Origin of the sequence: Campylobacter sp. 2018MI10, assembly GCF_018501175.1 — a bacterium.
In the GTDB taxonomy this organism is placed as follows: Bacteria; Campylobacterota; Campylobacteria; order Campylobacterales; family Campylobacteraceae; genus Campylobacter_E.
This window is the reverse complement of record NZ_JAHCZD010000005.1, coordinates 62,059-74,968: the sequence shown is the minus strand read 5'-3', so window position 1 is coordinate 74,968 and position 12,910 is coordinate 62,059. Positions and strand designations below refer to the sequence as shown.

At 28.2% G+C, this 12,910-nt stretch carries 13 protein-coding genes; 4 read left to right on the top strand and 9 right to left on the bottom strand.

Annotated elements, in window-relative coordinates:
- Nucleotides 1-2: 2 nt before the first annotated feature.
- On the top strand, nucleotides 3-1,004 hold the full coding sequence (gene hemE, locus KJR01_RS03555; RefSeq protein ID WP_214117230.1) for a uroporphyrinogen decarboxylase: 1,002 nt from the start codon (nucleotides 3-5) through the stop codon (nucleotides 1,002-1,004).
- Entirely contained in the window at nucleotides 997-1,932 is a 936-nt protein-coding gene (locus KJR01_RS03550) for an asparaginase (RefSeq protein WP_214117228.1), read from the top strand. Before hemE ends, KJR01_RS03550 begins: the two co-directional genes overlap by 8 nt.
- A gap of 23 nt (nucleotides 1,933-1,955) precedes the next feature.
- On the opposite strand, the gene KJR01_RS03545 is transcribed toward KJR01_RS03550, so the two are convergent.
- The 5 genes from KJR01_RS03545 to KJR01_RS03525 are packed head-to-tail and all read right to left on the bottom strand — an operon-like array spanning nucleotide 1,956 to nucleotide 6,742.
- Complete coding sequence (locus KJR01_RS03545; RefSeq protein ID WP_214117226.1) at nucleotides 1,956-3,800, bottom strand: transketolase family protein; 1,845 nt, start codon at nucleotides 3,798-3,800, stop codon at nucleotides 1,956-1,958.
- The gene (locus tag KJR01_RS03540) at nucleotides 3,801-4,841 is read right to left on the bottom strand and encodes a DUF7488 domain-containing protein (RefSeq protein ID WP_214117224.1); all 1,041 of its coding nucleotides are present in this window, start codon (nucleotides 4,839-4,841) and stop codon (nucleotides 3,801-3,803) included. It lies immediately after the preceding gene.
- On the bottom strand, nucleotides 4,838-5,140 hold the full coding sequence (locus KJR01_RS03535; RefSeq protein WP_214117222.1) for a YbaB/EbfC family nucleoid-associated protein: 303 nt from the start codon (nucleotides 5,138-5,140) through the stop codon (nucleotides 4,838-4,840). Before KJR01_RS03535 ends, KJR01_RS03540 begins: the two co-directional genes overlap by 4 nt.
- Nucleotides 5,133-6,473, bottom strand: a complete 1,341-nt coding sequence (locus tag KJR01_RS03530) for a UDP-N-acetylmuramoyl-L-alanyl-D-glutamate--2,6-diaminopimelate ligase (RefSeq protein WP_214117219.1) — start codon at nucleotides 6,471-6,473, stop codon at nucleotides 5,133-5,135. The genes KJR01_RS03535 and KJR01_RS03530 overlap by 8 nt, the downstream gene beginning before the upstream one ends.
- A complete protein-coding gene (locus KJR01_RS03525) occupies nucleotides 6,470-6,742 on the bottom strand; it encodes a NifU family protein (protein ID WP_214117289.1) in 273 nt (90 codons plus the stop codon). Before KJR01_RS03525 ends, KJR01_RS03530 begins: the two co-directional genes overlap by 4 nt.
- A 104-nt stretch (nucleotides 6,743-6,846) precedes the next feature.
- On the opposite strand from KJR01_RS03525, the gene trxA reads away from it, so the two are divergent.
- Together trxA and dapB are read left to right on the top strand one after the other, a co-directional pair.
- A complete protein-coding gene (gene trxA, locus KJR01_RS03520; protein ID WP_214117217.1) occupies nucleotides 6,847-7,155 on the top strand; it encodes a thioredoxin in 309 nt (102 codons plus the stop codon).
- Nucleotides 7,156-7,159: 4 nt separating this feature from the next.
- The gene (gene dapB, locus KJR01_RS03515; RefSeq protein WP_214117215.1) at nucleotides 7,160-7,897 is read left to right on the top strand and encodes a 4-hydroxy-tetrahydrodipicolinate reductase; all 738 of its coding nucleotides are present in this window, start codon (nucleotides 7,160-7,162) and stop codon (nucleotides 7,895-7,897) included.
- Between the two features lie 596 nt (nucleotides 7,898-8,493).
- Here dapB and KJR01_RS03510 read toward each other — a convergent pair.
- From KJR01_RS03510 to ispF, 4 genes are read right to left on the bottom strand one after another with little or no spacing between them, the layout of a single operon-like run.
- The gene (locus KJR01_RS03510) at nucleotides 8,494-9,633 is read right to left on the bottom strand and encodes a tetrahydrodipicolinate N-succinyltransferase N-terminal domain-containing protein (RefSeq protein ID WP_214117213.1); all 1,140 of its coding nucleotides are present in this window, start codon (nucleotides 9,631-9,633) and stop codon (nucleotides 8,494-8,496) included.
- 9 nt (nucleotides 9,634-9,642) lie between these two features.
- Nucleotides 9,643-10,809, bottom strand: coding sequence for a sulfate adenylyltransferase (locus KJR01_RS03505; RefSeq protein WP_214117211.1), 1,167 nt, complete (start codon nucleotides 10,807-10,809; stop codon nucleotides 9,643-9,645).
- On the bottom strand, nucleotides 10,790-11,656 hold the full coding sequence (locus KJR01_RS03500; protein ID WP_214117208.1) for a response regulator: 867 nt from the start codon (nucleotides 11,654-11,656) through the stop codon (nucleotides 10,790-10,792). The genes KJR01_RS03505 and KJR01_RS03500 overlap by 20 nt, the downstream gene beginning before the upstream one ends.
- A complete protein-coding gene (gene ispF, locus KJR01_RS03495) occupies nucleotides 11,637-12,806 on the bottom strand; it encodes a 2-C-methyl-D-erythritol 2,4-cyclodiphosphate synthase (RefSeq protein ID WP_214117205.1) in 1,170 nt (389 codons plus the stop codon). Before ispF ends, KJR01_RS03500 begins: the two co-directional genes overlap by 20 nt.
- Nucleotides 12,807-12,910 lie beyond the last annotated feature (104 nt).

Sequence of the window (12,910 nt, the reverse complement as noted above, 5' to 3'; positions counted from 1 at the left end):
AGATGATATTTATAGATACTTGTTTTGGAAAAAAAAGTGATGTTATGCCTATTTGGATGATGCGTCAAGCAGGTAGATACCTAGCTGAATACAAGGCTACTCGTGCTAGAGCAGGAGATTTTTTAAGTCTTTGTAAGGATTATAAATTAGCTAGCGAAGTTACGCTTCAGCCAGTGGATATACTAGATTTTGATGCGGCTATTATATTTTCAGATATTTTAGTAGTGCCACTTGAGATGGGCTTACCACTTAGATTTGAAGCAGGTGAAGGTCCTGTTTTTGACGAGATAATATCAAGTGAAATTGATGTAGAAAAATTAAATATAAATGCAGCTAATAAATTAACTTATGTTTATGACGCTATAAAATTAACTCGTGAAAAATTAGCTTCAAATAAAGCTTTAATAGGATTTTGTGGTGCTCCTTGGACTTTAGCAACATATATGATAGAAGGAAAAGGCTCTAAAACTTATGCAAAAAGTAAAAGAATGATTTATGAAAATCCAGCCCTAGCACATAAATTATTAGCAAAAATTACTGAAGTTTTAAAAGAATACTGCGAAAATCAAATAAAAGCAGGTGCTAATGCTATTCAGATTTTTGATAGCTGGGCTAATGCACTTGAGCCTAGTGCTTATTTGGAATTTGCTTGGAAATATATTCAAGATTTAGCAAGTTATTTAAAGACAAAATACCCACATATTGCAATAATTGCTTTTCCTAAAGGAGTAGGTGGTTTTATTGAATGCTTGGATGCAAAAATTGATGTTTTAGGTGTTGATTGGAGCACTCCACTTCAAGTAGCAGCAAAAACTCCTTATGTATTGCAAGGAAATCTTGAGCCTTGCAGACTTTATAGTAAAAAAGCTATAAAAGAAGGCGTTGAAATTATAAAAGAACTTACAAAAGATAAGGCTCATATATTTAATTTAGGGCATGGAATTTTACCTGATATTCCAGTAGAAAATGTAAGATATTTAATAGATTGTGTAAGAAATGCTTAGTTTAATATCTCTTGGCGGGACAATTTCTATGCGTAATTTAGGCGAAGGAGCAATTCCTAGCCTAAATGCTGATGATTTAACAAGTTCATTTAAAGACATTAATGCAATAACTTTTAGCAATATCTCAAGTCCAAATATAACTTTTTCAATGTTAATTGAAGTTTTAAATCTTGCAAAAGAAGAGATTAAAAAAGGCTCTCGTGCTGTAATTATTACTCAAGGAACTGATACTTTAGAAGAAAGTTCATTTTTTTGTAATTTATTTTGGGATTTAGATGAGCCACTAATTTTTACAGGTGCTATGAAAAATCCTAGCGAGTTAGGAAGTGATTATCTAGCTAATATTAGCAATGCAATTACTTTAGCAAATAGTGAGTTAGCAAGGGGTTTAGGTGTGCTTTGTGTATTAAATGATAGCGTTCATTCAGCACAATTTATCCATAAAAGCAATTCATTTAGTCTTGAAACTTTTACAAGTTTTAATCGTGGTTTGGTTGGAGAGATTAAAGAAGGTAGGTTTTATTTATTTAATAATAATTATAAAAGGCTAAAACTAAAGCCTTTAAAAGAAATTACTAAAAAAGTAGCCTTACTAAAAATGTGCCTTGATTTTGACAATGATATGCTTGAATATGCTTTAAATAATTATGATGGTTTGGTAATTAGTGGCTATGGAGCAGGGCATGTAATGGCTAGAGCTATGCCAATTATTCAAAAAGCAAATATTCCAATAATTATGACAAGTAGATGTGAAAGTGGTAAAGCAGGTCTTAGAACCTATGCTTATGCTGGAGCTGAAGTTGATTTGATTAAAAATGGTGTAATTATGAGTGAATATTTAAGTGATGTTAAGGCTAGAGCTTTATTAATTAGTGCTTTATCTTTAGGAATTACAAATATAAAAGGTATGATTGAAGAATTGATTTAAAGGCAAATAAATTGCCTTTAAACTTATAGTTTTTCTTTTATTTTTTCTGCATCAAATCCAAAATATTTAAATACATCTTTTTCTTTACCACTAGCGCCAAAACTATCCATTATGAAAAGTTCATCGCAGTATTTATATAATTCATAAGACCTTGCAGCTTCTATTCCGATAATCTTGCCTTTTAATAAAGATTTATCAAATTCTTTATCAAATAATTCAAAGCAAGGCATACTTAATACATTTATATTTTTATCTTTTGCAACTTCAAGTGCAAGTGCAACCTCACTACCACTTGCAATTATTGTAGCTTCTGCATTATCGCTATATTTTATAAAATAAGCTCCTTTGCTAATATCAGGAATACTTGTATTTAAGCTTGGAAGTGCTGAGCGACTAAGTGTGAATGCACTTGGATTATTTAGCTTTAAAGCTACTTGCCAACAAGCTATATTTTCAGCCATATCAGCAGGACGGAAAGTGTATAGATTAGGAATATTTCTAAGAGTGCTGATTTGCTCAATTGGTTGATGAGTTGGACCATCTTCTCCTACTCCTATGCTATCGTGTGAAAATACAAAAAATGCTTTCAAATTCATTAAAGCCGCTAATCTTATTGAAGGCTTTAAATAATCACTAAATACTAAAAATGTAGCACAAAACGGATGCAAACCATATCTTGCCATTGCATTTATAATTGCACCCATTGCATGCTCACGAATACCAAAAGCTATATTTTTACCACCATTTCTAATATCTGCATAATCTTTTAGATAAGTTTTATTTGATGGTGCTAAGTCTGCTGAACCACCTAAAAATGTAGGAATTTGTTTTGCTATTTCGTTTAGACAAGCGTGGTTGCTATCTCTTGTAGCGTAATTTTTACTTAAATCAAGTTTAGAAAAATCCACATTTAAATCTTTTTTACCTTCTAAATAAGCTATAAATTCTAATTGTTCATCATTAAATTTATTTGCTTTATCCCAACTTGCAAAATACTCATCACTTCTTCTACACATTTTCTCAAAGCCATTTTTAGCTTCGCTATCTATATAAAACTCTTCTTCATTCCAATTAGCTGCTTTTTTAGCTTTTAAAGCTAGTTCAGCACCTAGTGGTGAGCCGTGAGTTTTCTCGCTTCCTTCTAATTCACAAGCACCTTTTCCAATCTTGGTTTTAGCTATTATAATACTTGGACGCTCAGCATTTTTAGTCATTTCTAAAGCCTTGCTAATTTCATCAAAATTATGCCCATCAATAGTATAAACATCAAAGCCAACGCTATTAAATCTAGCCTTTATATCATCACGAAATGCTTGTTTTACATCGCCTTCAATACTAATTTCGTTACTATCATAAATTAATACTAAGTTATTTAAATTATGAACATTTGCTAAAGAACAAGCCTCATAGCTAATTCCTTCTTGCAAATCCCCATCTCCACAAAGGCAGTATATTTTATGATTTAACGAATTATTTAGTTTGCTACTAGCAAATTTTGCTGCCATTGCAAAACCAACAGCATTTGCAATACCTTGACCAAGTGGACCTGTATCTATTTCTACTCCGTGAGTTTTAATCTCAGGATGCCCTGCTGCAAGTGAGCCTAATTGGCGAAAATTTTTAAGCTCATCAAGACTTAAATTAAATCCACTTAAATGTAAAAATGAATATATTAAAGAACTTGCGTGTCCACCTGAAAATACTAATCTATCACGATTTATATGATTTTTTGTATTTAGATTAATTTTTGTGCTAAGCACTGCTAAAATATCACTAAGTCCCATTGCTACGCCTGGATGACCACTATTTGCACGATTAATCATATCTACACTTAAAAATCTTAAATTATTTGACATTTTTTCTAACATTTATTTTCCTTTGTTAATTGTTATAAAGAATTGAAAATCCCCGTTTTTATTCTCGTCTTTAATATATCTTTGAATTAATATATTTAAAACACCGCTTTGTTGAATTTGTTTATTAAAATCTGCTTTAGTATTTACTATTACATTATTTACTCTTAGGATTTTATCTTTTAGCTTAAAGCCTAAATTTTTATTTGAAATTCCTATTACATTTAGATTATTATCTAAAGTTATTCCTAAAGAATTTGAAATCTGTTTTTTAACAATTGCTTTTTTTGTTGTAAATACTGGTTGTTCATATATTTTAGGACTTACAACAGAGCTTATATTAATTTCTTCATTATCTCTTAAAACTTTTAAATAAATAGTGCTTTGATTTTCTGCAAAAAGTATTCTTTCATTTAATGCCCTAAGTGATTCTATAGGCTTATCATCTATGCTTAAGATTTCATCATTTAATCTTAAGTTGCTATTAAAAGTAATACCACTTACAAAATATCTATCCCCTCTTTGAGTAAATGTAGCACCAATATCGCCCCAATAAACATCATTATATTTTTTAAAATGATTTAAATAGCGATTTCCTATAAATTCTCCATTTAATAAACTAATACCCAAAACCTTGCAACAAGGAGAATTTAATAAGCCAATTTTTGTATTAAAATCAAGCTTATCTCTTTCAAACAAACCTTGAGCTAGATATTTTAAATGTCCTATATATTCTTTTTTAGCATCAATAATTCCTAGCCAATCATTTCTAGTTCTTGTTGTTTCATCATCTGTGATTGGCTTTATTAAAGAAAAATCAGTCCTTACTAAATAAAGATTTAAAAATGGGTCGTATTTAATGTATGAATTTAATTTTGTATCAGGTAATTTTACTACAGCTAAAAGATTTTCATCTAACACAAAAGCAGGTAAGCCTTCGTAATTTAACATACTTGCTTTATTTTTTTCATAACATGCTAAATAATCATCAAATGTAGGTCGCTCTACGCCAAATAAGGTCGCTACTAACATTAAAGATAATGCAAGTTTTCTCATTTTCCTGCCTTAAAAAACATATCAGCCGCAGCATTTTTTGTGCTTGAACTTGCACTTTCTAATGCTTCATTTAGTGCAGAAATTAATAATATTTGCATAGATGATTTGTCTTTTAATAATTCATCATCTATTTTTATATCAATTACTTGAAATTTGCCATTTACTTTAACTTCTACCATTCCAGCACCACTTTTTGCTACAAATTCTTTATTTGCTAATTCGTTTTCAAATTCTTTAGCTTTATTTTGGACATCTTGCAACATTTCTTGCATTTTAGAAAAATCAAAATCTTTAAACATATTCACCTTTCAATCTAATTTTTTCTTCATAATTGTGTATTTCATCTAAGCATTCAAGTGCTATTTTTTCATCTAAAAATGGATATTTTACACCTTTTATTTCTTGGTAATCTTCATCACCTTTACCTAAAATCATAACACATTCATTTTTATTTTGAGCTAAAAGTGCTTTATAAATTGCTAATCTTCTATCAATTACAATATTTATATTTTTTAATTCGTTTTCGCTTAAGCCATCTATCATATCTTTAAGAATTGCAATAGGTTCTTCATCTCTTGGATTATCACTTGTTAAAAATAAAGTTTTTGCATAATGACTAGCTATTTTTGCCATAGGAGTTCTTTTGCTTTTATCGCGATTACCACCTGCGCCTAATACTACTATTAATTCTTTATGCTTCATTGCTTCTAGCACATTAGCAATTCCATCTGGAGTATGGGCAAAATCTACTATTATTTCTTTATTATATTTATTAGGAATGCTTTGCATTCTTCCCATTACCCCTGCATAATTAGCAATAGCATTAGTTAAATCATCTTTATTAGGTTTTACTAATTCATTAACACAAGCAAAAGCTGCAAGAAGATTATAGATATTAAATAAGCCTTTTAAAGAAGAGCTAATCTCATAAAGCTCATTTTTAACAGCAAAAACTGCTTCAATACCATCAATTAATGTATAAGCTTTTACGCTATATAAAGCAGGATTTTCTATACCATAAGTAATAGCACCTTTTACATTATAAGAAAATTTATAAGCATCTTGATTTATTATTTTTAAGCATTCATCTTGAAAAAAACTTGCTTTACAATTTGCATAATTTTCAAAAGTTTCGTGAAAGTCTAAATGGTCTTGAGTTAAATTAGTATAGATTTTAGCAGTGAATTTCATATCTCCACAGCGATTTTGTGCAATTGCGTGAGAGCTTACTTCCATTACAAAATATTCGCAATTATTTAAAGTTGCAATTTGTAAATACGATAATAATTCTAATAAAAATCCTGTTGTTAAAGATTTTGCCGCAACTTTTTTATCATTACAAAATGCCCCACGAGTTCCACATAAAAATACTTTTTTACCTAAATCAAGCAATATAGAATAAATTGCAGCAGCGGTAGTGGTTTTACCATTTGTGCCTGTTATACCTATAATTTTTATATTTTCATCGATTTTTAAAAGTTCTCTTGCTTTTGCTTCGTTAATTACTAAAGCACCTTTAGATTTTGCATCGTTTTCGTATTTGGAATTTGAATTAGTTAGTAAAAAATAACAACCTTTTTCACATTCATTTGAATTATCTGTTATGTAAGAATTATCTAAATTAACTTTCATAGTTTTTCAAAAGCTTCCTTTCCACCTTCAAGATTTATTAGCGAAATATTGCTATCAATTTGTTCTTTTAAAGCCCTTTCAAGCCCTAATTTTAAAGTGGTATTTGCAGCAGCACAACCATGACAAGCACCAAGTAATTTTATATAAACAACCCCGTTTTTAACACCCAAAAACTCCAAATCGCCACCATCATTATGAAGTATGTGAAGCTTTGATTTTAGGACATTTAAACAAGGTTCAATTAATTCTTCATCACTAAATATCATAATTTTTCCTTATTGTAATTTGTGTTATTGTGCTTTAATAAAATAAATATTCATTAACTAAGTTAGATGATAATTTTTATTTACAAATATTTTTTTAGGAGAATAAAATGGCAAAAGAATTAACAAGTGAAAATATTAATTTAGCTAAAAAAGGCGTTGCTTTAGTAGATTTTTGGGCACCATGGTGTGGACCTTGCAGAATGCTTGCACCTGCTATTGAAGAATTAGCAAATGAATTTGAAGGTAAAGCATTAGTGGCTAAAGTTAATATTGATGATTGTGAAGAATTAGCTGCTGAGTTTGGAATTCGCTCAGTTCCTACTATGTTATTTTTCAAAAATGGCGAAATAGTTGATACGGTAATTGGTGCTCAAGCAAAACAAGCTTTAGCTGATAAATTAAACTCACTATTATAATAAAATGATAAATCTAGCAGTATTTGGGGCAAATGGTAGAATGGGTAAGGAGCTAGTAAAACTAGCTTTGGCTGATGAGAATATTGATTTAGTATATTCTTTTACTAAGGAAAATAATGATTATAATGAGCTTTTTAAAGCTAATGTTATAATAGATTTTTCTACTCCTGCTGCTAGTGTTGAGTTACTTGAAAAAGCTAGCTTATTAGATAATCCACCAGCTTTAGTTGTTGGAACTACTGGGCTTAAAGATGAATATTTTAAAAAAGCTAAAACTTATAAAGGTAAGTTTTTTTGGGCTTCTAATACTTCATTGGGTGTTGCAATATTAAATGAACTTACGAAAATTGCTGCACTTGCTTTAAAAGAATTTGATATAGAAATTTATGAAAAACATCATAAGCATAAAGTTGATGCTCCTAGTGGAACAGCTCTAACATTAGCAAAAAATGCACTTGAAGCTAGAAATAAAGCTTTAAATAAAGAGCATAAGATTTGCTTTAATAGAGAAGGCAAAAGAGAAGATAACGAAATAGGTTTAGTAAGTCTTAGAGGTGGAAGCGTTGCAGGGTATCATAGTGTTGGATTTTATGGAGATGATGAAAGTATAGAATTAATTCATAATGCAAATTCTAGAGTAATATTTGCTAAAGGTGCTATTAATGTAGCAAAATGGCTTATTACTAAAGAGAATAAAAATTATTCTATGAGTGATTTTGTAGGTGAATTATTAAATAAGTAATTATAAAACATATTTTATTTTTAAGGTTGCTTATAAAATTTACAATTAGTATTGCTTAATAACGAATAAAAATAATACCTTAAACAATACAGGTTTAAAATTTATAATCGTTATTTGAGCTTAATTTTTACAATATAAGTGATTTATAAAAAGGGCTTTTGCTTTATAAAATGTTTTTAAAGTCCTTAAAATGTAATTTAATAATTTTTGTAAAACCTACTAAATAGATTTTAAAATTAATTTATGTGTTAAAATTGATAGATTTTTTTATTAAAACAGATATTACAATTTTTAAGAGAATTTAAGCTAAGATATTTTAAAGCTTCACAAAATAATTAGTATTCAAATTTATGGATTGTATTTGCTTAATTAAAATATTTATAAAATTTTTTATTGCAGAGCAATTGTTGTTGTAAAATAAATTTGTTTTTATATTCTTTTATATTCATAAAATTATATATCAAACTAGAAATAAACTTATAATTCAAAGAATTTTATAAGCATATTATTATTGATTTATAAGTTTATATTTAATACTAATAAAATACATATTTTAAGTGATATTTAGAAATTACGATTTCTCGTAATTTCTTAGTTTAATGTAAATCTTTATTTAGTTTAATTGCTTTTTTATTAAAGCCTACTTGAAGTTTTCCATTAGTTGAGTTTAGTCTAAAGTGTAGGGCATTTAATCCTGATAATTCTTTAGCTTTATAAACATTTTTATCAAAATTAAAATTAGGATTTGCATTCTTAAGTCCATCACATAATAACAATTCAACCTTGCTTCCACCTAAAATTGCAATACCTGCATCAATTACACAATCATCTCCTAAAACTATTCCTGTAACACTATTTGCTCCTAATAAACATCTTTTACCAACACTAATTGGTGTGCCATCAGTCCCGCTTAATACTCCTAAAATACTTGCACCACCGCCAACATCACTACCTTCGCCTACTATTGCAGAGCTTGAAATTCTACCTTCACACATTACTGAACCTAGAGTTCCTGCGTTAAAATTCACATAACTTGCACCTGGCATAATCGTTGTTCCATTAGCTAAATGTGCTCCTAATCTAACCTTAGAAGTATCTAAAATCCTTGTATTATCAGCTGGGATTATTGTTTGTAAATATCTTGGGAATTTATCTACAAAATCAATTTCAGGATAAGTTTTGCTAAATTTTAATTCAGCTTCAAATTCTCTTAAATATTCTAATTCATAAGGTTTTGAATTGCTCCAAGCAAGATTTTTTAATAGTCCAAAAGCTCCATTTAGATTAATCTCTCTTGGTTTTACGAATTGTCTTGATAATAAATGTAGTTTTAAATAAACACTAGCAATACTTTTAGGTGCTTCATCGCTATTTAGTGCAACTAGAAAAAATCTTTCATTTTTTATATTTTTTAAAGCTGCTTTTAGACTTATTATATTTTCGTGTCTTTTACCATCGTTTTCAAAGCATTCAAAATGTTTTAAGATATTTTTGATTTGCTCTTCTTTAAGCTCGATACAAAACTCACTTTCATTTTTGTAATTATTTAGTGCTAATTCTTTAAAATACACAGCAAAAGTGCCAAAATTTTGCATATAATTTACATTTGCAAAATCAATATAAATTAATTCTTTGCTTTTTTGTCCGAAATACCCAACACCTAAAGCAAAAGCAAGTGGTTTAAAAAAGTCTTTTTCGCTTTGAACTTTTTCACAAAATTCATTAAAATTATTCATAAAATCTCCTTAAATCATATAACTTGTTTGATATAAAGTAATTAGCTCTTTATAAAGGTCTTCATCACTTCGTTTTTCTATAATACCATTACTTGGAAATAATCCATCATAAATCATTTGAACATTTTTAAATCTATTAGGGTGTAAGTGTGCTAATAGCTTTGCTGATATTTCTTTTCTTACTAAAACGGTTGGCGGGATTAGCCCTGAATGAAGCATTTCTCTAATCATTGATGAACGATATTTTATGTGATGATGAGCTCCGTGTGGGCATGATTTTGTGCTTACCATTACATTGCATTTATTACAAAATACAAATTCAGGTAAAACTATTAGCTCTAAGCCTGTTTTTTTAGATAATTCATCTATAGCTGTATGAGCTAAATTATTATCATAAAACAATCCTAAACCTTGATGATTTTGTCCTATTACTAGCTTATTTGCACCAAACGAACTTGCCAATAAACATTCGTAATTTGGGTCAAGGTAAGGACTAAATAAATCTATGTTTTTTAAATACACAGGGAAAATTCTCTCAAGTGGTAAAAAGTTTTTCGCATAGTATTCAAAGCATTCTTTTTTTGCTTGAAAATTTAAAGAATTTGTATCATATCCTTCAACTACGAAAATTATCACTAAATCAGCCTTATCAATAGTCCATCTTAGCATTCTTTCGTGTGCTCTTGTGATTGGGTCGGCATTTAGGATTAGGGCTGTTATTTTCTTAGCATTATTTTTTTTGATTTTATTATTTAGAGCAGTTTTTACTTTTTTAAATTCATTATTAAAAATCTCAACCTTTCCTGCTATGCAAGGATTTAATTCTTTATCTAATTTGCAAGTATTTGCACTAAATATATTTGTATATGCTTTATCATTATCAAAAGTAGTTGCTTGAGTGATTTTTCCTACTTTTTTATCATTTAATATTAATGTAATTTCATTGTTAAATTGATAGTTTTTAATATTATCATTTAATTCATAATTAGGAGAAAAAGCTAAAGTACAGGCTGATATATTTTTATCAATTGTGGCGGAATTAAATTCCTTAAAAACTTCTTCTTTATTTGGTAAATATCCATTGGTATTAAAAGAATTAATTTCAATTAAACTTAATATACTTAATTCTTTTTCAGTAATTTTTATTTCTTTTATTTTATTTTTTATTGATTCCATATTTTCTCCTTTTTTCCCAAAGTGATTTTCTGCTTAATCCTAATTTTTTACTAAGTTCTGTATCAGAATAGCTTTTTTGCCAATTAATTATCATATTTTTTATGTAATCATCAATTGTTAGAATTTCTCCTAATGCTAGTGTATTTGAATTGTCTTCTAGCTCAATTATGTTAAAGCCTTCAATATCGGCATTTCCATTAGTGTGAAATATAAAATTTTGCCCTTTACTAAGCTTGATAATTTGCTCTAATTTAGAGCCTTTTAAAACTTGAAAATTTGTAAAATATCTAATATCTCTATCTCCTACTAATAAATTATTTAGATTAAATGAGCTACTTAAATCAGTAAAATGAATATTTACATTATGAGAGAATACATAATTAAAAACATAGCTATCTGCTAAGATTTGCTTATTTGTTTTTATTAGTGTTGGAAATACTAATCTTTTTGCTGTATGAAATTTTGAATCAATAACTGATTTTATATAGCTACTTAATGCGGTATTTTGAGCTTTTAGCTTGTTGTAGCCATAAAAATAGTTTATTTTTCTAATAAGTTCTTCTATCATAAAAGGTTTTTGTATGTAATCATACGCTCCAGCTTCAATAGGCATACTAACTGTATCACTACTCACATAAGAAACTAACAATAATATAACGCTATTTTTATGATTTTGAATAACTTTTAAAAAATTATCTATATTAGTAGATAGCAAAATAACATCATAATATTTGTTTTTTATATCTTTAAAATCATTTGCAACTTCACAAATATATCCAGCATCATTTAGCTTTAAAGCCATACTTTGAGCTAAGTAAATCTCATTTTCAACTATTAATATTCTCATACTCGCTCCAATCAAATAATTTCATATTAACAACTACGCTTACGCTTATACCTTCGCATCGCCCAACAAAACCTAGTTTTTCTGTTGTAGTAGCTTTTATATTAATATTGCTTGTTTTTAGGGTAGTGATTAAATTTTTTAGCATTTCTTGTTTATATTTTAAGAGTTTTGGTTTTTCAGCACATATTGTAATATCAGCATTAATTAGCTCGTATCCATAAGATTTGCATTTATCATAAGCAAGTTTTAATAGTTGCATAGAATTTGCGTTATGATAATTATCATCATCAGGGCTAAAAGCAGCCCCAATATCTCCTAAGCCACAAGCTCCAAATAAAGCATCAGTAAATGCGTGAGCTAATACATCTCCATCAGAGTGTGCTTTTAGAGCATATTCTTTTCCTAGTCTTACACCTGCTAAGATTAATTCTTCATTTTTATTATCTTCATCTAATTTATGCCCTACATTAGAGTGGCAAAACTCATGAACATCGTATCCATATCCAACAAAAATATCTTTACTTGGCTTTGCTAGATTGAGTAATTTTAATTTTTGCAAGTCATTTTTTGTAGTTATTTTAAAGCTTAATTCATCTCCATTTATAGCTTTTATAGTTCCGTTATTTGCTAATATTGCCGAGCTTTCATCTGTAAAATTTTTTAAATTCGCAGATTTTAAAGCAGAGCTTTTGCTAAGTTGTGGGGTTTGAACCAATCTTAGTTCATTTCTATTTAAATAGCATTGTTTTTCTTCATTATAAATTGTATCAACAATTTTAATAGCTGGAAAAACGCAATCATAATTTTTAGCATTTAATATAAGTTCATTTAATACATTAGGATTTATAAAAGCTCTTGCTACATCAGTAATTAAAACATATTGAGAATTTACTTTTTCTAAAGCATTTTCAATACTTTCAAATCTTTCTTTACCGCCTTTAACATAAATATAATTTGGCTCTTTAACTTCATAAAAACAAGGCTCATCACAAACAATTATTATTTTTGAAAACTTATATAATTTCTCAAATTCTTTTGCTAAATATAGCCATAATGGGGATTTATTTATATATAAATTTTGCTTTTTACAAGGTAAATTAAACCTAGTAGAATTACCTGCAGCTAATAAAATAAGCGTTATATCCAACATAATTATCCTTAAAATTATGATTTTGAGTAAGTTTTTAACATAATTTTATTTAAATCTTATCTAAAATGTAACATTTTTATAAATTAAATTAAAAATTGTTACAT